This is a genomic window from Mesorhizobium sp. M0016, from assembly GCF_040324035.1.
Taxonomy (GTDB): Bacteria; Pseudomonadota; Alphaproteobacteria; order Rhizobiales; family Rhizobiaceae; genus Mesorhizobium.
In genome coordinates this window covers 49,961-73,088 of the sequence record NZ_JAMYVM010000016.1, presented here as the reverse complement: position 1 = coordinate 73,088, position 23,128 = coordinate 49,961, and the positions used below count along the sequence as shown (strand labels likewise).

Here is a 23,128-nt window from a genome sequence, read left to right as displayed (position 1 = left end):
GGGCCGTGGTGGATCGAGGTTGATGTCCATGCGTGCAGGTGTGGTGTTGCGCGGTTACGCTGCCGCCCGCCCCTCGACGACATCCGCGCCGACCTCGTCGGCGGTGACGTCTTCAAGACGCGCGTTGCGGTATCCGGTCTTGGCCAACCAGAGTTCGGCCGCATCGCGGCTCTCGGCTAGGTGGAGCAATTCGTCGTCGTCGCCGACCTGCTGCAGGACCCGAACCATACCGATCGCGGGTCGCTCGACGATCTCGAAGCTGAGCGCGCTGTCGACCGAGTGGCTGCACATAACGGTCACGAGGATGATGCCGCGGGAGGAAAAATTCCCTTCGTTGAGCGTGATCGAGGCCGGGGCGCTGTAGGTCGGACGGTTGCGCGGTGGTGCCTTGCGGACCAGGCGGCCGAGACCGTTGCGACGCTCCCAGTCCGCGAGTTTGCGGGTGAAGCGCGCGGGTGGCTTGGGCGTGCCGTCCGAATAGCGGATGAGCGAACCGAGCGGGGCGTTGTCGTAGACGATGTAGGCTGACATGGACGTATCTCCTGAAAACGAAAATGGCCCGGCGGGACGCCGGGCCGTGAGGTGAAGGGGAACGGGGGCGACCGGAGCCGCCCTGTCGATGGGTGCTATTCGGCAGCGACTGCGTGAGCGGCGACCTCATCGGCTGCCGCCGAGTCGTCTTCATCATCGCCGGCGAGGAATTCGGGCAGGTCAGGTTCCTCGCCCTCGCCCGGCTGCGCGGGCGGCGCGTCATGATCGATCAGACGGAGCGGTTCGGGTAGCCAGCCACTATCGGCAAGGAGGCGTTCGGCCTCCTTGGCCATGTCGCCCTTCTTGAGGTGGTCGATGAGCTGGGCCGCCTGCTCGCCGGCACCTTCGCGCACGGCTTCGAGGATGCGGGACTTGGTGACCCGGCCGAGATAATTATCGACCGTCGGCCGCCAGCCCGCATCCACCATGTCGAGCCCGGTGGCGTGGGAGAGCCGGTCGGCTTCGCGCAAGCGCTGCTCCAGCCCGTGCTGGGAAACGCCGCTGCCATAGGGGTTAGGTCGCTCGAACAGCGCGTTGATCCCATAGCTGACGCAATGCGCCAGCAGTGTGTGCCGGCTGGCTTCATCGAGACTGTCGAGCCAAGCCCATAGGGTCTCGTCGTCATCCAGTGGAATGACGCTCTTCCATGCCTCATGGCGCTCATCGACGGCCTTGGCCGCGGGGCTGTCCTTGAGACCGACGTCCTGCCACGGCAGGTGGACATGCCGGACGAAGGCCTCGACGCAGCCGGTCGCGGAACGCTGACCGAAGGTGTCGAGGACCAGCCTATGCAATAGCGCCGTGATGGCCACATGCTGGTTCTCGGCCACGGCATTGCGCAGCGCCAACGTGCGATAGCCGGTGAGTTCGATGACCAGGCGCTCGGGCAGCGGCTTGATGGTGTCGCCGTCATCCTCCTCAGGCTCGAACGCCTGCGCGCCGATGGTGATAATGGCGCGGCTGACCAAAGGATCGTGTCTGCTATCGTCGTTCTCCGTGGCAGGCTCGGCGGAGTCGCCGTCAACCGCTTGCATCGCTTCGTCCTCGGGGCGTACATGGCCCCGATCGACGACGAGATCGCCATCGCGATCGATGCTGATGAACACACCGGCGCGGGCGATCTCGGCCCGATCGTAGTTCATCGGCCGGCTCTCGAAGGCCTCAAGCGCGGTCTCGATCTGACCGAGGCGCTGATCGACATCGTCGGGGAGTTCGTCGGCCTCGCCATACTTGGCTTCCAGCCGATCGTACTCCGCCCGCAGGGCTTCGCGTTCCGCCCGCTCCGCGTCGGTCAGATCGACGGGGGTGCCGCCCAGTGCCCGCAGACCGTGATTGTGCCCGTAGGGCAAATCGGCATCGACTACGATCCACTTCCAGCCCTCCGCCGCGATCGCGTCGGCGATCGACTTCAACCTGTCGCGGACCAAGCGGTCGAGCAAAGCGGGGTCCTGCAGCCAGCCGCCATTGTCGGCCTCGAACAGGTCGCGCAGCACCACGCCGCCGGCGGCGACATAGGCGCCGACACCGACGAACAGCGCCCGGCGGTCACTGACCCGAACAGTGGTTTCGGTCAGCATGCGCCGGATCTGATGCGGCTCCTTTGACCAGGAGTTTTCGAGCGCCTCCCAGACCTCCTCCTGACGGGCGTGATCGTCGGTCACGGTAAAGGCCATGAGCTGTTCGAGCTGCATGCCCTCCTTCTCGTAGACCTCGTGCAGCTTGCGCGAAACTTTTGCGAGCCGCAGGCGCTGCTGGACAAAGGTAGCGGACACGAAGAAGCGTGCCGCAATCTCCTCGTGGCTGGCGCCTTGGTCGTGCAGGGTCTGGAAGGCCCGGAACATATCCAGGGGATGTAAATCTTCGCGCTGAAAATTCTCGGCCAGCGAATCCTCCTCGATCGGAACCGCGCTGTGGGCGTCGCTGACGACGCAGGGAACTGGCTCGGTTTTGATCATTCGCTTCTGCTTGACCAGCAGTTCCAGCGCGCGATAGCGGCGCCCGCCAGCCGGCACCTCAAACATGCCGGTCTCATTACCTTCGCCATCCAACACTGGCCGGACGTTGAGGCTCTGGAGCAGGCCGCGCCGTGCGATCGACGCGGCGAGATCCTCTATCGTTTCCCCGCGCTTGATGCGCCGGACATTGGACTGGCTCAGCATCAGCTTGTTGAAAGGGATATCACGTGATGCGTTGAGGGTGATCTTCTGCTTGGGCGTAGCCATGTGGACTATCTCCGCGACGGGCAGCCGAGACTCTCTCGACCTCCAAACCCGTCAAAAAAGACGGGCGCAGCCCTCTCACTCTGAAGACTGCGCCGCACACCGAAGATCCGGAGTGGGACAGGGCCCAGCAGGCGCTCGCGGTTCTTCGGTGAGATCACGCCGCCCTCCTGTCGATCTCGGCCTCATCGACGTCGGCCGCGCCTGCCCTAGCTGCACGGTCAGATTGCGGTAGCAAGGCAAGCAGCCAGTCGGCCGCCTTGCTGGCCTGGGAGGCCGCGCGAACGATGGCGCGGTTGTCTTCGCGCAGGACATCGAGCCAGGAGCCGAGATAGTCGGCATGGCGCACCGTCGGCACGATGCCAAGCGAGGCGCAGCAAAAGGCCGCGTTCATCTCTGCGACCAGTTCCTCGAACGCATATTTCTTGGTGCCGAACGAACCGCCGAGATCCCGGCCGAGCCGCGAGGCATGACCGGTGGCGTGCCCCATCTCGTGCAGCGCCGTGCGGTGCCAATTGATAGGCTCGAAATAGGCGGCCGGCGGCGGCACCCGCACATAGTCCTGTGCCGGATCATAAAACGCCCGGTCGCCACCGATGCGGAAGGCGATGCCGGTCGCCTTGATGAGGGCGTCCACCTGGGGCTCGATCTGGCCGGGCGGCGGCGGTGGCGCGGCGACCTCTACGTCCCTCGGCAAACCCTCGCACTGGGCGGCATTGAAAACGGTGTAGCGTTTGAGGAACGGGATTGCCGCCGCCTCCTCGCCGGCCTCCACAGCGCGTTTCTTTTCGTCGTCGGGGACAAAACGATCAGCATAGACGATGGTCGTGCCGTGCTCGCCTTTCATGACGTTGCCGCCGAGCGACAGAGCCTGCCGGAAGGTGATCCAGCCCTGGCTTGGAAAGCCGTGCTCGACCACGGCGCCCCAGAGTAGGAGCACGTTGATGCCGGTGTAAGCTCGGCCCGTGGCGGCATTTTTCGGCAGGGCGAGCGGCGCCTTCGCTGCCGCGGTGCCCCACGGCTGAACCCAGGGGAAGCGGCCGGCCTCCAACTCGGCGATGATCTTGCTGGTGATATCGTCATAAAGGTTCGTCCGGTCCGCGCCGGCGCGAGCGTTGCGGTGATTTCTGGACATCGCGGTTCTCCGCGACGGGCGCCGGAGGCCTCTCCTCCAGCCCTCAACCCGTCACGGCAAACCGGTCCGTACTCTCACTCTAGACGGCGTTGCGGGGACCTCCCGTAGAAGGGGGACGCTCTCGAATTTGGGCAAAGGCGGTCCGCGCCAAATCAAATGTCGCTAACCATCTAGTTTGGTTATTGCTACCGGACTGCGTGGCGGATGCGATCGGTAAGCGTTTGTTCGACGTCGAAATAGCCCTCCCAGGCTTCGGGCAACTGAGCCCGCGCGGCGGCGGCGAAAACATCGAAAACGTTGGCGCTTTCGCAGGAGGGCAACTCCTTCCAACTGACGGGCACCGCGCACGCCGCGCCCGCGCGTGCCCGAGTGGACCAGGGACAGATTGCAGTGGAGCCCTGGCCATTGCGCAGGTAATCGAGAAACATTCGGCCCTTGCGCTTCGCCTTGCTCATGTTGGCGACGAAGCGCGACGGATCTGTACGGGCCAGCAGTTCGGCGAAGTCTTGGCAGAATCTTTTGACCTCGTCCCAGTCTGCCTCGGGGACGAGCGGCACGACCACATGAACGCCCTTGCCGCCGGACAGCAACGGCCATGACTGCAGTCCAAGCGCTTCCAGAATGCCTCGAATGTCCAGGGCTGCCTGCTTGACGGCAGTGAAGCCCAGGCCCTCGTCTGGGTCGATGTCGAAGATCATGCGATGCGGCAGATCCGGCTGCTGGCGCAGGCTTCCCCAGATGTGGAATTCGAGCACGTTCATCTGGACGCCTGCGATCAACCCAGCCAGGTCATCTACCCACAAGATGCGGCTTTCCTTCCCGGACATCTTCTCCAATTGGCCATCATGGATGGCCTTGGGCATGCCTGGCAGTCTGTGCTTCTGAAAAAAGGTCTGCTGCAGGTCGCCGTTGGTGTCGCGCACCAGCGACAGCGGCCGATCCTGGATGTGCGGCAGCATCTTTTCGGCGACCGCTGCGTAGTAGGCGGCGAGCGTGGCTTTGGTCACCTTGGTCCCGGGATACATGACCTTGTCGGGATGCGTCAGCTTGACGCCGACAGCAGCGGCGATCTCCTTGCCGGTTCCCGGGTCCAGATGGGCGGAGCCAAGAGTTGCCGGCGTCTTCGGCATTTCCATCACCACCTGGTCGGCTCGCTTGTCTTCGCGCATGCCCTCAAAGCTTGGATGTCGCAAGCTGCCGTCCGGTGTCACTTCGGCATAGGTAACTTCGGCTACTAGCTCGGGCTTCACCCACTTGGCACGGCGGGCAATGTCTCGCGGAACGGAGGCGAAAGCCGGTTTGTCAACACGGCGTTTCTCGAGCTTCGCGAGGATGTCCTTGCGCATCGCCTGGGTGAACCCAGTGCCGACGCGGCCGCGATAGATGAGCTTGCCATTGTCGTAAGTGCCGAGGATCAGCGAGGCCATGCCATGTCCCGTGTCACTTGGGCGATAGCCGCCGACAACGAATTCCTGTCGCTTCGCACACTTGATCTTGAGCCAACTCCAGGTGCGGTCGCCGACGTAGGAGCTGTCGGCGCGCTTGGCGATGACGCCTTCGTGGCCGCCCTCGCACATGGCGTCGAACACCCTTCTGCCCTGGTCGACGATGTGGCTGGAAAATTGCAGAATGTCGTCAGGGCGGCGCGCGCCCAGCAGGGACTCAAGTCGCGCCTTGCGCTCGAGGAGCGGCTGGTTCGACAAATCTTCACCATCGAATTCAAGCAGATCGAAGGCGTAGAACTTGAGGGGCATACCCGCGGCGATGCCGGTTTTCAGCATGGAGAAGTTCGAGCGGCCCTGGCTGTCGATGGCGACGATCTCACCATCGATCAAAACCGCGCCTTTGGTCAGTCTCTGAAGCGGCGGCAGGATGACCTTGAACTGTCGGGTCCAGTCGTGGCCATTGCGGGTATAGACGACAACTTTCGAGCCGGAGATGGCGACTTGGGCACGATAGCCATCGAGCTTCATCTCGAAGAGCCAATCCCCGCCCACCGGTATGTGGTCAGTCAATGTGCAGAGCTGGAAGGACCGAAATGGCGGCAGCGGATATGTAGGGATAGATTCTGAGTCTCTGCCGCGTGTGCGCCTTTTGCTGATGCTGATGGTGCCATCTACAGCCGACATGCGGATCACGGGTCCATGGTCCGATTCAATACCCTGCCTGGGATTCGGTTCCATGCCCAAGCACCCGCGCCGGCGATCGTCGGCGCTCAAAGGAAGAACGGCGTATAAGCCGCAGTCCTGCGCGCGTCCGCGAATGCGGACATTGTCGCGCGCGGGACGGAGGAAATTCGCCCCCGCCGCGGGCGGTTAACAGGACAGCCGTAGGAGCGTCAGCATAGCGCCGGCCGCAGGACGGGACGCGGGACCGACTGTCCCCGTCCGCGGCGGTCATCGTTTGCATTCAGGATATGGATGCGACCGGCATCGTTCGCGCGCATTTGCTTTTCTCGACAGTGTCGCCGCTGATCGGCGATGATAGGATTGGCCGATACAGCGGCGAGTTGGTCTGAAGAGTCGCGCACGTCATGGCCATTGAGGTGCAGCAGGTCGGCGACGAAGTGGAGGTAGTGCAGCGGGCGTGTGAGATGAGGCACATGTGGGGCAGCATCAACCACTGGCGGGGCGATGCTGGCCCGGCCGAGTCTCGCAAGGTCGGCAAACCAGGCAACACACGCACCATAAGGCCTTGGGCCGACCCGACCCGTTTGACGTCTGGCTATTCCATGTCCGGAACGTCGCCGCTGACGAATAGCGTCGTGGGCGGCCCATAGTCACCGAGCGCTGGGTCTGCATCACGGCTCCAGGCTATGACACCAACGTGGCCTGACGACAGAGCCTTAGCCGTGCGGACTGCGCGTTCTTCGCTTTGCTGGTCGGTGGGACCGTAAGCGGGAAAAAGCTCGCCGTCTTCGCCTCGATCAAACGCAACGACCACAATCAGCTTCGGCTTGGTCTGCGTGGGCAGCATATTGTCCGACATTCAAACCTCCTAGAGGAACCGTTCCCCGTCGTCGCGATGCTTCAGGCAGAACCAGTGCGATGGCTGCCGCGGCCGGGCAAAGCCGAAACCTCCATCCTTATCACAGCCGGGGTGCTCGCACGGATGATTGGCAACGCGTCGTCGGTCGCGCGGCGGCGCTGTCATGCCTTCGGCAAGCCGGCTCGGTTCGTCGCTCATAACGGGTTGATCGGCCCGACAAGGCCGGGATAGTCGTTGGGCAATTTGTTGACGGCGCTCGTATTCACTTCACGACCAACGCGATTGAATTGAAGCTCGCCGTCGGTGTCGTGGCGGAGAATGTCCTTGAGACTGTCCTTGGGTGTCCCAGGATTCAACCACGCGTCATAGTAGGCTTGGTCGAGGATGAGCGGCTGCCGATCGTGCAACTGCTTCATCGGGTCGCCCGCAGGCTCTGTGATGATGGTGCAGCTGGTGATGTCGAGATTGGAATTGTAGGCCCAGAGGCCGGCGAACGAGAAGGGCGAGTGGTCTGGCTGGTAAATGTGCCATGGATCTTTCTTGCCGTCCGCCGCTGAAATGGTCCATTCGTAGAAGCCATCCGCCGGGATTAGGCAGCGCTTCGATTTGAAGGCGTCGCGAAAGGCCGGAGCTGTTTCGATGCCCTCAATTCTCGCATTGAACATCGCCGCCTTCGGCATCTCCTTTGCCCAGAAGGGGACCAGCCACCAGCGCCCTTCGCGGAGCTTGTGATTGCCGTCTTCGCCGGCTGTTACGAACGGGACATCCTGGGTCGGCGCAATGTTGTAGCGTGGCTCGTCATTGCGGCCGGTTTCTGCCGGCGCCGTCAGTCGGTAGAGCCGGTGGATTTCAGACCATGACAGGTATCTGGTGAAGCGACCGCACATTACTTGCCCCTGATTTCGCAAACCCCGCTAATTCACAGTCCCGCGCGCCAAGTTAGCGTATGCGGTCTTGAATTCGCGTTGGATCTGGCCTTGCACGATGCGGGACAACTCCCTTGCCTCTTCCTCGCTAGGCATGAGGCTGACGATTAGATCGGCAATAATCCAGTTACTCGCATATAGGGCACCGTCCGGAGTAAGCTTGTTTAAGACCTTGCATGCCTTCTTGACCGCCTTCTCAATTTCCGGGCGGTCGCGCATAATATTGGCAATCAGCTCGTCTTGCCGTTTCTGGGCGGTGTAAAGCACCTCAATCATTAGTTTCTCTCCTTCGCTGCGGCCACGGCTTCCGGCGGCTGGTGTCACTCTACCAGTTGTAAGAAAAGGTGGTTTTCCGGACTGCGTCCACAGGCCAATCGGCGCAGCATGCAGCAATTGCCGCCTTGTTCGCATCCATCCAAACGCTCGCCGCGTTGTCGTCATCATCATTAGGCTCTTCGTCGGCCGAAAAGCTGGTGTCATCCCAGCCTTCTAACGCGAACATTCCATCGGCCGCCTGCTCAGGCGATATCCCAGCTGCGGCAAAGACAGCTTTTGCGGCTTCGATCCCTCGCTGTTTTTCTTCAGGCAGATCGCCCTTGATCTCTAAACTGAGCTGCATGGCTCGCGTCCTGTGGCTATCGTGCCGACAGTGAACAAAATGAGAACGACAGAGTCAAGATGATCTTGACTGATGAGGAATATGTTCCTCTTTAGGCGTTATGGCGCACGACCCGATCGACACGCCGGGAAAGGCGACCCGGCACAACATGCTTGTGAAGGCAGAGTGCAGTTGCGGCAACGTCCGCTACTGCCGGTCGGCCGACCTGATGATGGTCTATGGCGGAGGCGTCGATCCTCAGAGCTGAACTTCGACTGCAACCGCTGCAAGCCACAGATCAAAATTACCTTGCTGGAGGTGCATCCCGAGCATCTGCCGAAGCGCTTGATGATCCACAAGCCGATGAAGATCGACGGCAAGGTCGTCTGGCACACAGAGAGATTTCGAGGATAGGACATGGCCAGGTCGAAAGGTTCGCAGCAATTATCACAGGCTGAAATTGAGCGCTTTGTGACGGCAGTGGAGGCACTGCACTTAAGTATCATCAAGCCGTTTATATCGCCCCATTGCGACCACTACCGGCAGACGCGCGTCCTGCATGAGGTGCTGTTGAAAGCCGTGCGGGAAGTCACCGGGAAGGAAGTGGCGTTCATCCAGTGGAACGGGACAGGGCCGTCCAAGCCGTAGCGTGGCTCTAGCCGTTTTCGTAGCCGATCCCAGTCGCCGTCGCGGTCCAGATCATAGATATCCGTGCCGCCAACAGTGACCGGGCCGCGTACATAGGCGGACCATTGCTCTTTCCGGAGGAGCAATCGACGTCGCTGGCGATTGGAACGCAGGCTCCCGCGTAGTTTGGGTCGCACGCGTCTTCGGCACGAGCGCAGCCGATGAAAGATGCCACACCAAAAGCGACCGCGCCTACACGACAGGAGGCCACCGGCTGGATTCTTATCCGAATCAGCGCTGTATCTCAGTCGTCTATCTCTTCGCCTTCATCGTCTTCGTCCGAACCGCGAGACGGGTCTTCGACGAAGGTTTGGCAGCCCTCATTAAATGATTGGCTGTTTGAGCTGCAGTCGCTGTTGTTGGAAATCTGATTTTGCTCAGCCCAGTCGTAGCCAGCTTTATGCCCGGAACAATCTTCGGTGCAGTCATTTCCTCCGAAAGTCCCCTGCGCATGACATGGCGTAGCTGATGCCGCCGCAAGCATCAATGTGCCAAGTGGAACAGCCTTCGAATTCTCATCTGCGCCCCCCATGGTGAGCAACGCTGCTATCTAGGCGCCGCGAATATGCCTACTCGCACGAACCCAAATCACGCAATTTGGTCCTGATATCAGTGGCAGTGATACTCGCCAGTCTTGTGGTTGGTATGGCACCCATTGGCATCGGTGCCGCCGCCGTGTGCGAAGGTATCCACCGAAAATGCCAACATGGTCAAAGCCGCCATGGCGGCAAGAATTGTAGATTTCATATCGCCCCCCAAGATAATTCGGACAGAAGAGCACTATCGTGGAGTTAGCACAACTGGCTGATTGCAAATTACCTACTGGTTAAGTGCCGATCTTCAATATCCAATATTGCTCCAGCGCATCAAGATCGGCCGATGAAATGGCGAGCGACGGGCTTAGACGCCCAATTGCGCGGCCATCTTTTGCGTGGCCGCCGTTGTCCGGTCAATGCCGCTGGTGATCGACAGCAGATGTCGTTTCGTCGAAAGAAATTCGGAGTCGCTGCAACCGGCCACAGCGCGCTTGAACAGGGCTCGCATGGCGATGAGCGCGACCTCGCCGTTACCAGATCACAGACCAGCGAGGCATCTGTCGGCGCAAGTTGATTTGCGACGGCCTTTCGGATCGCAAAGCTTCGCGAACTCGGCTTTCTCAAAGCGGGTCAACGGCGCGGCGGCGGAAAATCAGGGGATTTGGGATTGGTCTTGGCCATGACTTCTGTACACGATTCAAAAATCATTCTTCGCCGCAAAAAATTGCCGCATGCCGCATCTGTGGTCGTTCGTCGACACGCAACCGACATGTCCCTCCGTCGCGCAGTCGCTGTGGTAATGGGGGTGCCAGCGCCCCGGCGCCACAACGGCCTGTGGCGAGTGTCGATCAGCCTGGCTGACTCATAGCAGCCCGAATGCCATTGCGGTGAGAAAGGCCACCACTAGCACCACCAGGACCCCAATAATCAGCCAGACGGCGCTCTTGACGTCCATTTAGACCCTCAACTGTCGGTTCCATTGATCACATAGCGCGACGCGACGGCGCTCACCAGCCTCTGTGACTCCAGCGGAGACGCGTCCTGGGCGAACTGACGGGCGTTTGTGGATAGGGACTACTGTGGGAGCGTGGGTTCGAAAGTGGAAATATTCGCGCGCAAAAGGCCGGCCGGCTTACCGGCCTGTCGCGCGGTCAGTCTCAACTGGTTGCCGGCTTGGATGTAAGCGGCTCACGGCGAGCGAGCAGCTTGTCGATCCGCCTTCCATCCATATCGAGGATCTCGAAGCGCCAGCCCTCGTAGTCAAAGTGCTCACCGGCTTCCGGCAAGTGCCCAAGGCGGGACAAGGCGAACCCAGCGATCGTGTGAAAATCCCCTTCGGCAGACCCCGATCGGAATCCTAGGCGAGCGAACGCATCGTGCGCCAGCATCATTCCGTCGATGAGCAAGGACCCGTCATCGCGCTCGATGACATCAGGGTCCTCATTGTCCAGGTCAGGAAGGTCGCCTGCGATGGCTTCGAGCAGATCGGTCTGGGTGACGATCCCCTCCAGAGCGCCATATTCGTCGATGACGATCGCCAGGCGCACCGGCGTCCGCTTGAACTGATCGAGCACACGGAAAATCGGCGTTGCCTCGTGAACGATCAAAGGTTCTCGGATGACCGCCATCGGGTCAAGCGTTTTGCCGTCGAGCACCTGGTCGAGAAGGTCCTTCTTCAGTATCATGCCAAGCGGTTCGTCTATCCCCCCACGGCCGACCAGAAGCTGCTCATGGCGACATTGCCGGATGGTGCGCAGAATCTCGTCAGGGATGTCGTCGGTATCGATCCAGTCGATATCGCGTCGCGGTGTCATGATGTCGGCAATGCGCCGATCGCCGATGTTGAAGACACGCTCGACCAGTTCCTGTTGCGTCTGATGAAGGAGCCCTGCCTCCTGGCTTGCCGCCACGAGCAGCTTCAGCTCTTCGGGCGAATGCAAGGACTCCTCGCCTGTGCCCGGACGCAGACCGCACAGACGCAGCACCAGATTGCCGAGACCGTTGAGAACAAGGATCGCCGGCCTGAGCAGGAACAGGAACAGACCGAGAGGGCGTACGACCCGAAGTGCCGTGCTCTCGCTGCGCTGGAGCGCCAGACTTTTCGGCGCTAGTTCACCCAGGACAATGTGTAGCGCGGTTATGATGATGAAGGCGATTGCGACGGCAATGGTGTGCGAAGCTGCCGTGGCCAGCGACCCCATCACTCCCAAGAGGAGTGGCTCGATCAGATGAGCGAGTGCAGGCTCGCCGACCCAACCGAGCGCCAGCGATGAGATGGTGATGCCGAGCTGAGTTGCTGCAAGGTTCGCATCGAGATTCACCAAAGCCCGTTGAAGGAGGCTGGCGTTCGAGCGTCCAGCTGTAGCCAATTCGTCGACGCGGCTTCGTCTAACCGCGACCAGCGCAAATTCGGCGGCGACAAAGAAACCGTTGGCGCCTACGAGTAGGAGAACCAACAGAATTCCAAGAATGTCGCGTAGACTACCATCGTCCGCAGGCATGATATCCTCTTTATGAAACAGCCACTCTCATCTCTAAGCGCGTATGCCGCCGTCGTAGAACCGCCGTTGGCCATCATTGCGCAGCGATCACCGCAGCTCCGCCTCTGACAATCAGGAGCAAGATAGCCAAATCCGCGCTGAGTATCCTACCCCCGCAAAAATCCGCCGGCGCGAACCGGCGGGCCAGAGATCGGATAGAAAAAGAACCGGTCATGCCGGCCGAACTAAATGTGGCGTCTGGGTAGTCGAAGTCAATGGACCCGCCGCGTAGAGATCGCCTTTGATCCAGTGATTTAGCAATATCACCGCGATGCCGGCGAGGATCGCCAGCGCTATCTTCCAAATGATCTTCTGACGGTCGCTCAATGTTCTAAACCCAAACCCGAACCACGCGTGCCGGCACTTAATGGCACGACGTCGTTAATTGCAATGTGATCCCTATGAGAATCGCTGTGGCCTTGGCGGTCGGTCAAACTTTCTCATTTCGACGAGATTTGCCAGACAGCCACGCCAGTAAGAATAAGGCCGGCGGTACCTTCGATAGTTCGCGATATCACATCGAACAGGCGCGGCCGACGGTCGAAGAAATGCACCAGCCGTTCCCGAAACAGGATCGACAGAACTGCCACGCAAGACAACGTCAGTGCCACGCCGGCCATCATGGTGATTGCAAAGAGTATGCCCGCGACCGGAACACCTCTTGAGATCGCGAAGGTCATCGCGAAGAGCGTCAATGGACATGGGATCAGGCCGGCCATGACGCCCACAGCCTCGCCTTCATGCTGGTGGTGATGACCGTGGCTGAGCGCCCGCCAAAGCATCCACAGACCAATTAACCCGAGCAGGCCACGACTGACATCCTCCAAAAGTGGCGCCCGGCCGACGCTGCCCAGCGCAATCGAGACCAATGGCAACGAGAGGGCTGCAATCACAACGGCAATCGTGACATGGGTGAAGGAGAGTGTCAGCGACACCAGTAGGCCGCGACGGATGCTGGCATCCGATCCGGCCAAATAGGTAGCCAGCACGGCTTTGCTGTGTCCGGGTGTCAAAGCATGCGCAGCTCCAAACAGGACACCCATCGGCAGGAAGGCAGTGAACGCCAGCCAGCCGCCCCCGGCTGACAGCAATTTGATCTGTTCGGCGAGCGCCAAGTATATCGTGCGTTGAAACTCGACCAGGGTTTGGAAAAACACGTTCTATCCGTTCCGCCGCTTCAACCGCACGTCAATTCAAGGCGTGTCGCGAATATCTTGCCGAGATCGGTTCCGGTCGGATCGCTGAAGAAGGCATCCGTCAATTTCGTCTGATTCTGTGCGATTGCGGTATTCGGATCGGGGCGGACGACGGCCCTCGTGCAATCTTTCGGTAGGCCAGCCACGGCGATCTTATCGTCATCGGTGAAATCGATCGCGGTGTAGAAGGTCGGATCGTAGACGCCGATGCTCACCTTGCCGGCGAGCGCCAACGTGTCTTTCGGCTGCGTCTCGAATTGGATGACGAGTTGATTGTTCTCGTAGCTAGTGACCAGCCTCGCCGGCGGCGTCATCGCCACGTCCTTGCCTTCCACAGTGACCATTTGGAAATAATTGTATTCTTCCAGTGAGGCATGGATGGTGAGGGCGGCGGCGTCGAGTTCTTCGGCGTCGAGAGAAAGGTCGGAATTCTTGTCGAACTCCATCAGCACCGTCGAGGAGAAGAGCTCGTCGAACCGCCAGAGATGCTTGAGCGACTTGACCGACTTGTCAGCGCCAACCGCTAGGTCCAAACGGGCTTCCGCGAAGACATGAGGATGAGCGCCGGCCGCGACGGTGGAGGCGAGCAGGAGCGCCACGCCAAAAGTCGTGCTGGTCAGTCGCATTTGCGCTCGCTTTCTCGTCATTGCGCGCCAACCGAGTGATCTGGCAGCGCAAGCAGGCTAAATTGGGACGCGGCCCGCGAAGCCTTTTCAATCATCGACGATCGAACTTGCTATGATGGCGTTCGCTGTGCCCCGAACGGCTGGCGACGTCAAATGCACGAGCTGCTTGCGATTGCCCGCGATCAGTATGAACAGCCGGGAAACCTGCCTACCCTTCCTCTCCTCGCCGATTTTTTCGGCGTCGGTGCGGTGGAAGAACCGTTTTTCAAACTCGGCGCGGTCGACATCGAAAAGCTTGAGCGAGCAGGTCTGGACGGACCTGCCGTCCATGGTCGCCCTGGTCACCGCGACCATCGTTCCGGCCGGAAGGTCGTCGCCGGTGACCTGCCATCCGCGGAACGCCTTCATGGCATCCACAGGAGCAAGTGCGGCGCCGTCGACGAGCGGCGTCCATCCGCGCGTCTTTGCCAATGTCGCGGTTCGCTCGAAGTCGGGGCCGTGCGCCAGGCATGTCGCGTGGAAGGCATCCAGCGCCCGGTCGACGCCATCGGCATGCGCAAGCGGTGATGCCAACCATGCGGCCGCAAGCGTCAAGGACAAGTAGGTCTTGGGCATTCGGTAGACTCGCGTATCGAAGCAGGCCGGGATAGCCAATCGGCAAGATAGCGCCGCGGCGGCTACGCACGCAATGCAGCGCGACCCGCGACTACCGGCCCGCGCGTCTTCCTGGCGGCGGCGCGCCCGGTCCGGTCGCCGCGGCATGCCGCGCTCAGGCACGCAGGATCTTGTCCGTGGTCGCGCGCACATAATCGAGGTTCATGGTCCCGACGGCGCCGGTATCGTCGATCCTGAAGCCTGTCTCGACCAGTAGAGTTCCGACCGCATTCATGTCGATATGCCCGTGCCGATGGAGCCTCGGCAATGTGGATTCGTGCAGCGGCCTTCCGACGTCGATAAGCAGCAGTCGGCCTCCCGGCTTCAGAACCCGCTCCGCTTCACGAAAGAAGGTCGATCGGTCGGGTTTCGGCAGGTGATGCAGCATGAGCGTACCGATCACGATGTCGAATTGGCCATCTTCGAAGGGAAGTTCCTGGGCCGTCGCCTGGACGAAGGTCAGATCAACGCCGGCTCGCGTAGCCTTGACGCGCGCCCTCTCGACCATTTCGACCGATGCGTCGACGCCCGTGACGCGTCCGACCGCTCCGACCAACCGTCTCGCGGCTATGGCAAGCGTGCCCGTACCGCAGGCGACATCGAGCATCGCCTCGCCGGGCTGGAGCCTTGCCAGACGCAGCATGAATTCACGGAACCGGTCCTCGCGGCCCCAAGTCAGGACGCGCGCAAGCAGGTCATAGCCGACCGCCCTATGCAGGACGATGCCGATGCCCCTTTCGCCGGCGCCATGCGCGCCGGCGGTCCGCATGTGACGAAAGCCGCCCCAGAGTGCGAATGCCGCGACCGCGGCGAGGATGAGGCCGTGGCCTGCAGCCGTCCAAGCACCGGCATTGAGATAGCCGTCCCCGAAATGAAGCATTAGCAGAAAACCGGCGACCAGCGACAGTTTGACGAGCACGGCAAGCATAATAACGCCCTTTCGCGAATGCTGTCCGTTTCCAGCCCGATGACCAAATTGGTGCATTTCCTTTTGCCTCCTCGTCCGTTTCCGGAGTGCTCAAGGCATTCTTGAGCTTCTGGACTCGGCGTATCATACTGGACAGATTGTCCAGTAGCGCTGTTGCTGGACAACGGACCGCTGAACGTCCGAAACCGCACGGTGGAAAGAGCAATGACCATTAAGATCGAGCGGCCCGACGACAGGGGTACGATCGACCGTCGTGTCGCGCGCACGCGCGCCATGCTGCAGGACGCGCTGATTGCCCTGATCCCAGAGTGCGGCTATGCGGCTCTCACCGTGGAAGACATTTGCCAGAAAGCTGATGTCGGCAGGTCGACCTTCTATACGCACTATGCCGGCAAGGACGAATTGCGCAGCGCGGCCCTTGAGGCGCATCTGCTGTCGCTGAGCAGGCGCGTGTCGGCAGACGAAAAGACAGGCAACCGCCCGTTCGAATTCAGCCTGCCGATGTTCGAGCACGCGCGGGCGTTCCGGTCGCTTCACAAGGCGCTACTTGCGAGCAGCGGCGACACGATCCACGATCAATTGCGTGAACGCATACGGCGCGCAGTGCGAACCGAACTGTCTGGCAAGCGGATCGGCGACGCGGGCGTGCCGCTGGAATTCGTCGTCCAGTTCATATCGGGAGCCTTTCTCTCGGTGCTTGCCTGGTGGATCGCCGAGGACGCCCGCCTCTCGCCGGCCCAGGTCGACGACCTGTTCCAGCGGATGGCGGGTTCAGCTCTTCCGGGTCGGTCACCCTAGCAAGAGCTTCCAAATCCAGATCTCGCGCCGGTTGAGGCTAACGTTCCTCGGGCGGCCGAATCTTGCGAAACGTCGTGAGCAAAAGGATTTCGTAGATGGTGTTCAAGCCACCGCGATCAGAATTGGTCAGCCGAAACCGGAAACGGCAAGCAGGGGTCCGGCGACCATCGGACTGACCGCCGAACCGCGTTCGGCCAGAGCCCCACTCGGACCGCCAATCTTCGTCGATTCAAAATCGCATGGCAACGAGTCGAGCTATTTCGGCCGGCGCTTGATCGGGGATGGCAAAGACCGAGCTGACGTTGATCTCACAAAGCACATACGTGTCTTCACCTGACACAGTCCGTGGTCCGTAGAGAAAATCGGCATCCCAAATGATCGGCAGCGACCTGGCATCGACGCCTAGCACAGCCATCATTTGCGGCGTCCACCCGGTTTCCATATTGGTCCGCAGCGACTGAAACGGTTCGGCCGTGGCGGGATGCATTATCCGCGGCCCTGGTTGCGCAGCCTCGGAATCTGGCCCTTCAGGAGGTGGTGGGATTAGGGCCTTGATGAACTGGTGGCCAAAGCCGACCACCTTGTCGGCGCCCATGTAACAGCGGATCATCCCGTCGGGTAAACGCGGTTGGAATGGCTGATCCACGATGCAGCCATCGGGTGTCAAATACACCTCGCAGCGCGCCATGAAATCCGGCAGTGCGAGTTCTTCCGGCATACTGCCGCGTCGCGCGTGCAGCACCCGAACCGCCGGCTCTCCGCCAGGAAGCGAACCGATCAGCTCGACCTTCCATACTCCCTGGCCGCCATTGCCGCGGTTCTGCTTCAGCACCCGTGGACCGGCCGTTCGAAGCCGCTCCGGAAACGCCTCGCGAAAAGCCTCGGCGGAGCCGTAGAGGTAAGTATCGGTTCCCCATCCGAGATGCTTCGTACGGTGCAGAACTTCCTTCACGCCCATTTTCAGGATCACGTCTGGATGTGCACTCACCCAGGGGCCGCGTGCCGCCACGTCGCGCAGCAGCGGGTCAAGCACCGCACGGGTTTTTCCCTCGTGCAAGGGATCGACCCAGACCAGCACGCCGTCCGTCGCCAGGAGCTGGGTCCGAACCTCCTCGGCAAACTCTTCGTCATAAACGGCCGGTTCGGCGTGAACACCGATCGCAGCGAGTTCCTCGAACACGCGATGAAACCGGTTGTTCTGCGGTGTAGCCGTGCGACGCGCCTCCCGGTCACCGCGCCAGACCACAGCCACTCGCCTCGTGCCCATTATACCTCGCCTCCTACTTGCTCGCCCATCAGACAGCCCCGATACGAAATAGACTGCGATGCTCGCATCCGAGCAGAAAGATCGGCCTAGATCGAGCCCGCCGCGACGCCGAAAAGCACGCCCAGGATCGAACATGCCGCTAGCACCGGGATCACGCCGACCTTGAAGCGGAATACCGCCAGCATCGCACCGAGGGTCAGCACGAGAGACGGAATGTTGATGGAACCGAGGACTGGCACGTCGAGCCTCATGCCCAGCAAGCCGATCTCATGCAAATCGCGAAACAGGACATGAAGCGCGAACCACACCGCGAGGTTCAGGATCACTCCAACCACCGCTGCCGTGATGGTCGACAGTGCGGCTGACAGGGCCTTGTTGCTGCGCATCGTCTCTATGTACGGCGCGCCGAGAAATATCCACAGGAAGCACGGGACGAAGGTCACCCACGTCGTCAGAAGGCCGCCGAGCGTTCCAGCGACCAACGCGTTAAGAACCTCCGGCTCCCGGAATGCTCCCATGAAACCAACGAATTGAGTGACCATGATCAGCGGACCCGGCGTTGTTTCGGCCATGCCGAGGCCATCCAGCATTTCTCCAGGCTTCAGCCAGCCATAGTGCTCGACTCCTTGCTGGGCGACATAGGCAAGCACCGCATAGGCCCCGCCGAACGTCACCACCGCCATCTTGGAAAAGAAGATGGCGATGTCGGTGAAGACATTGCCTTGCCCAAGAAACAGCAACAAGAAAAGGACCGGAACGAACCATAGCAGCAGAAACACCGCCGCAATCTTCAGCGACCACTCGATGGATGGCCGGGCATGCGCCGGCATCCCTTCGCCAAGCGCCGAGTCGACATCATCGACCTGCTTGCCACCAAGCTTGCCATGTCCATTGCCTGGCTGGAATGCGGCCCAACCCATCTTGCCCCCGACGTAGCCGATCACGGCCGCAACCAGGATGACCAGCGGGAACGGTGCATGGAAGAAGAACAGGGCGATGAAGGCTGCCGCAGCGAGGCCGACCATCACATTGTTCCTGAGCGCCCTCCTGCCGATCCGCAGGACCGCTTCGAGCACCATGGCCAGAACCGCCGCCTTCAGGCCGAAGAAGAGCGCCTTGATAGCGCCAACGTTGCCGAAGATGGCGTAGATCCAGCTCAGGACCATGATGGCGACCGCGCCTGGCAGCACGAACAGGATTCCCGCGACGAGGCCGCCTTTGGTCTTGTGCATGAGCCAGCCAATATAGATGGCCAATTGCTGCGCCTCCGGACCGGGCAGCAGCGTGCAGTAGTTGAGCGCATGCAGGAATCTCGTCTCGCCGATCCAGCGCTTTTCCTCAACGACGATCCGATGCATCATGGCGATCTGGCCGGCCGGGCCGCCGAAGCTGAGCATTGCAACGCGGGCCCATACTCGCATGGCGTCCGCAAACGAAATGTCATGGTCGTGGGTTTCGGCCAGAGATGGCGGCGTCGTGACGGACTGCTCCAGATTGGCCATAGTTTGAGTCCCTGCGGTCATCCGCGTTTCTTGCGGAAATACTGATAGAGGTTGTCGAAGACAGGAGCACCCTGCGCGATCCGCTGTTCGTCGCTCTCGTTCGCCATGGCGATGCCTGCAATCAGACTGGCAATCCCAGTCGCCTCCTCGCGACCGAACTTGTTGTCCTTGAGGTCGATGTCATGGACGATCTCGGCGATGGCCTGGAGTGCCGGATCATTGATGCCGGCGCGGGTAAGCAGAACTTCGAAGCTGCAGCGATCGCCCTCATGGGTGATTTCGCCCTCGAACATGTCGAAGCGCAATTCCCCCTCGTTCGGCACGTATCCCTTGCCCGCCACGAAGCGGATCGTTGCATCGGCATCGATGAAGCGACGGATCAGCCAACTGCAGGCGATCCGGTCGACATGCACGTCCCAGCGCGTGACCCAGGTCCGGCCCTTGAGCTCACCCGGCTCGGCCGCGTTCTTTTGTTCCTTGGTCATGGCCTTGTCCTCTATAAGCTGTGCCTCGAGCTCGGCGATCAGTCCCTCGACAGCAAGGCGACCGCTTGCGCCGAAGAAATCGATCGTAACGACTTCGGCAAGCCGCTTGCGCAAGCGGCCGAGTTGCGAACGCGCTTCCGCATGTCTCCCCGATGTCGGGTTCATCTTAATCGAATCGGCCAGTTCGCGCGCTTCCTTGATGATCTCCGCGTAATCGACGTCTCGGGCGGCGTCGAACAGCGCCCTCACCTGGGCATCCGACAGGCCGTCGACGAGACGTGCCTCGCACAACATCGCCTCACCACCGCCCGCGACGATTTCCTGGAGGAGCCATTCGAAATCCTCCTGCATCTCGGCATTGGCCGGCAAGGCGTAGACGGTGCTTTTGACTGCAACCGCGCCGATGCCTTGCAACCGTCGCCAGATCTTCACCCGAAAATAAGCGGGCTTGCTTGGCAGTTGATGAATCAAAAGCAGCCAGCGCTGCTCCTGTGCTTGCCCCTCAATCATAGGCGAACCGTATCATGAGGGATCTGAATTGCAACACTTGTATCATCTTCCATTTGAGCATAACGTTCGTCTCCTCACGGACGGGCCGTGCCGCAAAGGGGGGAACCGATGCCACACCAGATCATGCCGCTGCCGTTCAAGCCGCCTCGCCTCGTCGGCCTGTCCGAGCGGCTGTTGGCAAGCCACTACGAAAACAATTACGGCGGTGCCGTTCGCCGCCTCAATGCGATCGAACAACGGCTCGACGGACTCGACTGGGGCGAAGCGCCGGCCTTCGACATCAACGGCCTGAAGCGCGAGGAGCTGGTTGCCGCCAATTCGGCGGTTCTCCACGAAATCTATTTCGATGGGCTCGGTGGCTCCGGAGATGCCGGCGGCGACTTCGCGGCAGCACTCGAGCGCGACTTTGGCAGCGTGACCGCCTGGCGCGCCAAGTTCATGGCCTGCGCAAAGGCGCAAGCGGGCGGCTCGGGATGGACCCTGCTGACCTGGTCGGAGCGCCGCGACCGGTTAACGATACAATGGGCCGCGGATCACACCAACTGTCTTGCCGGCGGCATTCCGATCCTCGCGCTCGACATGTACGAACACGCCTACCACATGGATTTCGGCGCCAAGTCTGGCGCTTATGTCGACGCGTTCATGAAGAACATCCATTGGGAACGAGTCTCTGCCCGCCACCGCCGGGCTCTCTTGCAGCGTGATCCTTCAACAGGATCTGCATCTGACGACACGGTTCCAGCGATCGCGCCAGAGGAACTGCGGGCGCGTCTCGATAAAGGGGACGATCTCGTCGTGCTCGACGTCTGCCTTGCCGAGGATCTGGCTAAACGCAGCGATATGCTGCCAGGAGCCAAGCTGCGAGCTCCCGAGACGATCGCCGATTGGGCGGGTGAACTGCCTAGAGACAGGTCCGTCATCGTCTACTGTGTCTACGGTTTCCAGGTCAGCGGCGACGCCGTCGTTGAACTGCGCCGCCGCGGCGTCGACGCAAGTGCGCTTTCAGGCGGCATCGCTGCCTGGCATGCGATTGGCGCACCAACCGTCCCTCTGGTGATGAGCGAAGAAGGGATTGCGTCATGAAATGGGTTACGCGCGAACGTCCGGTCATCGATCGCATTGCCTGCCCCTGGCTGATTGCGCGCTTTATCGACAAGGAACCTGAGTTTCTCTTTGTGTCGCCTGATCAAGTGATCCCAGTTGCCCAGGAGACGGGCGCGACGCCATACGACGTAGCCGGCGTTGAGTTCACCCATGTCGGCGACGGTTGCAGTTTCGATACCTTCGTCGCGAAATACGGACTCGAGCGCGACCAGGCGATCGTGACCATTGCCGCGATTGTGCGCGGCGCCGATACCGACCAGCACGATCTCACACCACAATCGGCGGGCTTGCTCGCGATCTCGATGGGGCTGCGGGACCTGACGTCTGATGACCACGAGGTTCTGAAACACGGGTTCATAATCTATGACGCGCTCTACGCCTGGGCCTCGCGCCGGAAGGCTGAGACGCATAGCTGGCCGCCAGTCTCGAAGCCGGCCGTGGCATGATGCTGAGCGGGTTCGGTTTGCCGCGGGGGCGCCGCACATATGCCTCTCAGCGCGATGAAAACTGCCAAACGGCAACACCAGCTAGAATGAGGCCGGCGATCCTTCGATGGTCCACCAGGCGCTCCCGAAACCGGATCGACAACACCACCACGCAAGACAGCGTCAGCGCCACGCCAAACATAACAGTCATTGCAAACAGGATGCCGGCCGGGCGAAACGCCTCTGATACCGCGAAGGTCATCACAAAAGTGCGCGCCGGCATCCTGGGTGCCCATGGCTTAGGATTGCGCCCCCAAACGGCTTCCACAAAAATGCCTGAGTGTGGCCGGCCAGCCGAAAAGCAGCTGGGACCGAGCGCTCGATCCTGCAATCGTCCTCGCGCCTACGACGCGGTGGTATCAATGATTGGCCCCCGGCGATGTAGCCGAACAAGGTGTCCTTATCGGCCGCCCAGCAAAACCTAATTCTGTTCCGATTCGCCGTAGAGACTTGGGCCTGGTGATTATCCGGTCCTGCTGTTTTGCCGGTCGCGGTAATTATCGAATGACCAGAGAAAATATTGGTCAACCGCTATGGCGACGAACAGGAAAATAGCCAGCGCGGCAATGCCTGAGAGCCAGTATCCGGCACCCAATCTGTAGGCAGATAGGCCGGTCGCCGCTGCAGCCAGCCCCGCGAAATAGGCATCATACTGGTAGAGCAATTTCAGCGTAAAATTTCTCATCATCGTTTCTACACCAATCCCTTGTTCCCAGGAAGGTTCAGGCGTGACGACATCGCATCGCGCCGATGGCCCAGATCGCTAGACCTTCCGGCTCGACACCGACTTGGTTCTGGTCGCGTGCTTAGCAATGAAAGTCTCGATCGGACCGGTGAGAATAGCTGCCTCGCTCTTGATCTTATCTTCTTCCCATAGCCACCACTTTATTTCCAGCAACTGTGCAATGACATCAGTAGGGAACCGACTGCGGATGACTCGTGCACGATTGCCGGCGACTATTGAATACGGCTCGACAGACTTGGTGACCACGGAGCCGGCACCCACAACGGCGCCGTCGCCAACGGTCAGGCCTGGCAATATGATGGCGCCGTGGCCTATCCAAACATCGTTGCCAATCGTAATGCCTCCAGGCTTCCCGGCGTTGGGTATTGGCTCAGGCTGCTTCAGGAGGCGGCTATAAATCGGGAATGAAGTCGCACTCTTTGTCTGGTGTTGACCGGTACACATGAAGAGGACTTGGCCAGCAACTGAGCAGAAGCTCCCGACGTTGAGGGGAGATTCACTAGTTGGAAAAAGCACCTTCCGCCAAGTGACGCCATAGGTGTGACGGCCGACAGAAACATGCTCGGGCAATTTCGCACGCGCGTCCCGAATCCACTTCGAAATAGCCGACATTCTTCGATCCGCCTCTGCCGAACGGCATAGCCGGAAAACAAGCATCAACACAAGCC

General features: G+C 60.8%; 25 protein-coding genes. 4 read left to right on the top strand and 21 right to left on the bottom strand.

What is annotated here, in order from left to right:
• Positions 1 to 54: 54 nt before the first annotated feature.
• From NKJ88_RS21815 to NKJ88_RS21780, 8 genes are all read right to left on the bottom strand, one after another.
• Positions 55 to 531, bottom strand: a complete 477-nt coding sequence (locus NKJ88_RS21815; protein WP_352445417.1) for a UCP036055 family protein — start codon at positions 529 to 531, stop codon at positions 55 to 57.
• Between the two features lie 95 nt (positions 532 to 626).
• Positions 627 to 2,753: a ParB/RepB/Spo0J family partition protein gene (locus NKJ88_RS21810; protein WP_352445415.1), complete on the bottom strand. Its 2,127-nt coding sequence runs from the start codon at positions 2,751 to 2,753 to the stop codon at positions 627 to 629.
• Between the two features lie 154 nt (positions 2,754 to 2,907).
• On the bottom strand, positions 2,908 to 3,885 hold the full coding sequence (locus NKJ88_RS21805) for an ArdC family protein (protein WP_352445414.1): 978 nt from the start codon (positions 3,883 to 3,885) through the stop codon (positions 2,908 to 2,910).
• A gap of 185 nt (positions 3,886 to 4,070) precedes the next feature.
• On the bottom strand, positions 4,071 to 6,068 hold the full coding sequence (gene ligD / locus NKJ88_RS21800) for a DNA ligase D (protein WP_352445413.1): 1,998 nt from the start codon (positions 6,066 to 6,068) through the stop codon (positions 4,071 to 4,073).
• A gap of 541 nt (positions 6,069 to 6,609) precedes the next feature.
• Complete coding sequence (locus NKJ88_RS21795; RefSeq protein ID WP_352445412.1) at positions 6,610 to 6,873, bottom strand: hypothetical protein; 264 nt, start codon at positions 6,871 to 6,873, stop codon at positions 6,610 to 6,612.
• 194 nt (positions 6,874 to 7,067) lie between these two features.
• On the bottom strand, positions 7,068 to 7,760 hold the full coding sequence (locus tag NKJ88_RS21790) for an SOS response-associated peptidase (RefSeq protein WP_352445411.1): 693 nt from the start codon (positions 7,758 to 7,760) through the stop codon (positions 7,068 to 7,070).
• Positions 7,761 to 7,787: 27 nt separating this feature from the next.
• The gene (locus NKJ88_RS21785; protein ID WP_156940368.1) at positions 7,788 to 8,075 is read right to left on the bottom strand and encodes a hypothetical protein; all 288 of its coding nucleotides are present in this window, start codon (positions 8,073 to 8,075) and stop codon (positions 7,788 to 7,790) included.
• Positions 8,076 to 8,124: 49 nt separating this feature from the next.
• The gene (locus NKJ88_RS21780; RefSeq protein WP_352445410.1) at positions 8,125 to 8,418 is read right to left on the bottom strand and encodes a hypothetical protein; all 294 of its coding nucleotides are present in this window, start codon (positions 8,416 to 8,418) and stop codon (positions 8,125 to 8,127) included.
• 396 nt (positions 8,419 to 8,814) lie between these two features.
• Between NKJ88_RS21780 and NKJ88_RS21775 the strand changes: the two genes are divergently transcribed.
• Positions 8,815 to 9,045 (top strand): hypothetical protein, encoded by a 231-nt coding sequence (locus NKJ88_RS21775; protein WP_352445409.1) that lies wholly within the window; start codon positions 8,815 to 8,817, stop codon positions 9,043 to 9,045.
• A 283-nt stretch (positions 9,046 to 9,328) separates the two neighbouring features.
• Here NKJ88_RS21775 and NKJ88_RS21770 read toward each other — a convergent pair whose 3' ends face one another.
• From NKJ88_RS21770 to NKJ88_RS21740, 7 genes are all read right to left on the bottom strand, one after another.
• Positions 9,329 to 9,616: a hypothetical protein gene (locus NKJ88_RS21770; protein WP_352445408.1), complete on the bottom strand. Its 288-nt coding sequence runs from the start codon at positions 9,614 to 9,616 to the stop codon at positions 9,329 to 9,331.
• Positions 9,617 to 9,693: 77 nt separating this feature from the next.
• Complete coding sequence (locus NKJ88_RS21765) at positions 9,694 to 9,831, bottom strand: YHYH domain-containing protein (protein WP_023669898.1); 138 nt, start codon at positions 9,829 to 9,831, stop codon at positions 9,694 to 9,696.
• A 946-nt stretch (positions 9,832 to 10,777) separates the two neighbouring features.
• Positions 10,778 to 12,121, bottom strand: a complete 1,344-nt coding sequence (locus NKJ88_RS21760) for a hemolysin family protein (protein ID WP_352445407.1) — start codon at positions 12,119 to 12,121, stop codon at positions 10,778 to 10,780.
• Between the two features lie 479 nt (positions 12,122 to 12,600).
• Complete coding sequence (locus NKJ88_RS21755; RefSeq protein WP_023723864.1) at positions 12,601 to 13,317, bottom strand: HoxN/HupN/NixA family nickel/cobalt transporter; 717 nt, start codon at positions 13,315 to 13,317, stop codon at positions 12,601 to 12,603.
• Between the two features lie 20 nt (positions 13,318 to 13,337).
• Positions 13,338 to 13,982: a DUF1007 family protein gene (locus tag NKJ88_RS21750; protein WP_352445405.1), complete on the bottom strand. Its 645-nt coding sequence runs from the start codon at positions 13,980 to 13,982 to the stop codon at positions 13,338 to 13,340.
• An 87-nt stretch (positions 13,983 to 14,069) separates the two neighbouring features.
• Entirely contained in the window at positions 14,070 to 14,597 is a 528-nt protein-coding gene (locus NKJ88_RS21745; RefSeq protein WP_023685957.1) for a hypothetical protein, read from the bottom strand.
• Between the two features lie 154 nt (positions 14,598 to 14,751).
• On the bottom strand, positions 14,752 to 15,564 hold the full coding sequence (locus tag NKJ88_RS21740) for a class I SAM-dependent methyltransferase (RefSeq protein ID WP_352445403.1): 813 nt from the start codon (positions 15,562 to 15,564) through the stop codon (positions 14,752 to 14,754).
• A gap of 204 nt (positions 15,565 to 15,768) precedes the next feature.
• Here NKJ88_RS21740 and NKJ88_RS21735 point away from each other — a divergent pair, with 204 nt between their 5' ends.
• A complete protein-coding gene (locus tag NKJ88_RS21735; RefSeq protein WP_352445401.1) occupies positions 15,769 to 16,362 on the top strand; it encodes a TetR/AcrR family transcriptional regulator in 594 nt (197 codons plus the stop codon).
• A gap of 229 nt (positions 16,363 to 16,591) precedes the next feature.
• On the opposite strand, the gene NKJ88_RS21730 is transcribed toward NKJ88_RS21735, so the two are convergent.
• The 3 genes from NKJ88_RS21730 to NKJ88_RS21720 form a co-directional block, all read right to left on the bottom strand.
• The gene (locus NKJ88_RS21730; RefSeq protein ID WP_352445399.1) at positions 16,592 to 17,629 is read right to left on the bottom strand and encodes a Cj0069 family protein; all 1,038 of its coding nucleotides are present in this window, start codon (positions 17,627 to 17,629) and stop codon (positions 16,592 to 16,594) included.
• Positions 17,630 to 17,715: 86 nt separating this feature from the next.
• Positions 17,716 to 19,131: a chromate efflux transporter gene (chrA, locus tag NKJ88_RS21725; RefSeq protein WP_352445397.1), complete on the bottom strand. Its 1,416-nt coding sequence runs from the start codon at positions 19,129 to 19,131 to the stop codon at positions 17,716 to 17,718.
• Between the two features lie 17 nt (positions 19,132 to 19,148).
• Complete coding sequence (locus tag NKJ88_RS21720; RefSeq protein WP_352445396.1) at positions 19,149 to 20,048, bottom strand: chromate resistance protein ChrB domain-containing protein; 900 nt, start codon at positions 20,046 to 20,048, stop codon at positions 19,149 to 19,151.
• A 201-nt stretch (positions 20,049 to 20,249) separates the two neighbouring features.
• On the opposite strand from NKJ88_RS21720, the gene NKJ88_RS21715 reads away from it, so the two are divergent.
• A complete protein-coding gene (locus NKJ88_RS21715; RefSeq protein ID WP_352445394.1) occupies positions 20,250 to 21,209 on the top strand; it encodes a Fe-Mn family superoxide dismutase in 960 nt (319 codons plus the stop codon).
• Positions 21,206 to 21,676: a chromate resistance protein ChrB domain-containing protein gene (locus NKJ88_RS21710; protein ID WP_352445393.1), complete on the top strand. Its 471-nt coding sequence runs from the start codon at positions 21,206 to 21,208 to the stop codon at positions 21,674 to 21,676. The genes NKJ88_RS21715 and NKJ88_RS21710 overlap by 4 nt, the downstream gene beginning before the upstream one ends.
• A 46-nt stretch (positions 21,677 to 21,722) precedes the next feature.
• On the opposite strand, the gene NKJ88_RS21705 is transcribed toward NKJ88_RS21710, so the two are convergent.
• The 3 genes from NKJ88_RS21705 to NKJ88_RS21695 all read right to left on the bottom strand — a co-directional run bounded on the left by NKJ88_RS21705 (position 21,723) and on the right by NKJ88_RS21695 (position 23,072).
• Positions 21,723 to 21,938 (bottom strand): hypothetical protein, encoded by a 216-nt coding sequence (locus tag NKJ88_RS21705; RefSeq protein ID WP_352445391.1) that lies wholly within the window; start codon positions 21,936 to 21,938, stop codon positions 21,723 to 21,725.
• Between the two features lie 240 nt (positions 21,939 to 22,178).
• Complete coding sequence (locus NKJ88_RS21700) at positions 22,179 to 22,403, bottom strand: hypothetical protein (protein WP_352445390.1); 225 nt, start codon at positions 22,401 to 22,403, stop codon at positions 22,179 to 22,181.
• Positions 22,404 to 22,478: 75 nt separating this feature from the next.
• Complete coding sequence (locus NKJ88_RS21695; protein ID WP_352445388.1) at positions 22,479 to 23,072, bottom strand: CatB-related O-acetyltransferase; 594 nt, start codon at positions 23,070 to 23,072, stop codon at positions 22,479 to 22,481.
• Between the last annotated feature and the right edge of the window lie 56 nt (positions 23,073 to 23,128).

Excerpts from the sequence above, each read along its gene's own strand:
- NKJ88_RS21735 (WP_352445401.1), top strand. The coding sequence starts at position 15,769 with ATGACCATTAAGATCGAGCGGCCCGACGACAGGGGTACGATCGACCGT.
- ligD (WP_352445413.1), bottom strand. The coding sequence starts at position 6,068 with ATGGAACCGAATCCCAGGCAGGGTATTGAATCGGACCATGGACCCGTG.
- NKJ88_RS21775 (WP_352445409.1), top strand. The coding sequence starts at position 8,815 with ATGGCCAGGTCGAAAGGTTCGCAGCAATTATCACAGGCTGAAATTGAG.
- NKJ88_RS21750 (WP_352445405.1), bottom strand. The coding sequence starts at position 13,982 with ATGCGACTGACCAGCACGACTTTTGGCGTGGCGCTCCTGCTCGCCTCC.
- chrA (WP_352445397.1), bottom strand. The coding sequence starts at position 19,131 with ATGGCCAATCTGGAGCAGTCCGTCACGACGCCGCCATCTCTGGCCGAA.
- NKJ88_RS21705 (WP_352445391.1), bottom strand. The coding sequence starts at position 21,938 with ATGCCGGCGCGCACTTTTGTGATGACCTTCGCGGTATCAGAGGCGTTT.
- NKJ88_RS21715 (WP_352445394.1), top strand. The coding sequence starts at position 20,250 with ATGCCGCTGCCGTTCAAGCCGCCTCGCCTCGTCGGCCTGTCCGAGCGG.
- NKJ88_RS21745 (WP_023685957.1), bottom strand. The coding sequence starts at position 14,597 with ATGCCCAAGACCTACTTGTCCTTGACGCTTGCGGCCGCATGGTTGGCA.
- NKJ88_RS21770 (WP_352445408.1), bottom strand. The coding sequence starts at position 9,616 with ATGGGGGGCGCAGATGAGAATTCGAAGGCTGTTCCACTTGGCACATTG.
- NKJ88_RS21700 (WP_352445390.1), bottom strand. The coding sequence starts at position 22,403 with ATGATGAGAAATTTTACGCTGAAATTGCTCTACCAGTATGATGCCTAT.
- NKJ88_RS21760 (WP_352445407.1), bottom strand. The coding sequence starts at position 12,121 with ATGCCTGCGGACGATGGTAGTCTACGCGACATTCTTGGAATTCTGTTG.
- NKJ88_RS21695 (WP_352445388.1), bottom strand. The coding sequence starts at position 23,072 with ATGTCGGCTATTTCGAAGTGGATTCGGGACGCGCGTGCGAAATTGCCC.
- NKJ88_RS21790 (WP_352445411.1), bottom strand. The coding sequence starts at position 7,760 with ATGTGCGGTCGCTTCACCAGATACCTGTCATGGTCTGAAATCCACCGG.
- NKJ88_RS21740 (WP_352445403.1), bottom strand. The coding sequence starts at position 15,564 with ATGCTTGCCGTGCTCGTCAAACTGTCGCTGGTCGCCGGTTTTCTGCTA.
- NKJ88_RS21785 (WP_156940368.1), bottom strand. The coding sequence starts at position 8,075 with ATGATTGAGGTGCTTTACACCGCCCAGAAACGGCAAGACGAGCTGATT.
- NKJ88_RS21805 (WP_352445414.1), bottom strand. The coding sequence starts at position 3,885 with ATGTCCAGAAATCACCGCAACGCTCGCGCCGGCGCGGACCGGACGAAC.
- NKJ88_RS21815 (WP_352445417.1), bottom strand. The coding sequence starts at position 531 with ATGTCAGCCTACATCGTCTACGACAACGCCCCGCTCGGTTCGCTCATC.
- NKJ88_RS21795 (WP_352445412.1), bottom strand. The coding sequence starts at position 6,873 with ATGTCGGACAATATGCTGCCCACGCAGACCAAGCCGAAGCTGATTGTG.
- NKJ88_RS21730 (WP_352445399.1), bottom strand. The coding sequence starts at position 17,629 with ATGGGCACGAGGCGAGTGGCTGTGGTCTGGCGCGGTGACCGGGAGGCG.
- NKJ88_RS21810 (WP_352445415.1), bottom strand. The coding sequence starts at position 2,753 with ATGGCTACGCCCAAGCAGAAGATCACCCTCAACGCATCACGTGATATC.
- NKJ88_RS21765 (WP_023669898.1), bottom strand. The coding sequence starts at position 9,831 with ATGAAATCTACAATTCTTGCCGCCATGGCGGCTTTGACCATGTTGGCA.
- NKJ88_RS21780 (WP_352445410.1), bottom strand. The coding sequence starts at position 8,418 with ATGCAGCTCAGTTTAGAGATCAAGGGCGATCTGCCTGAAGAAAAACAG.
- NKJ88_RS21710 (WP_352445393.1), top strand. The coding sequence starts at position 21,206 with ATGAAATGGGTTACGCGCGAACGTCCGGTCATCGATCGCATTGCCTGC.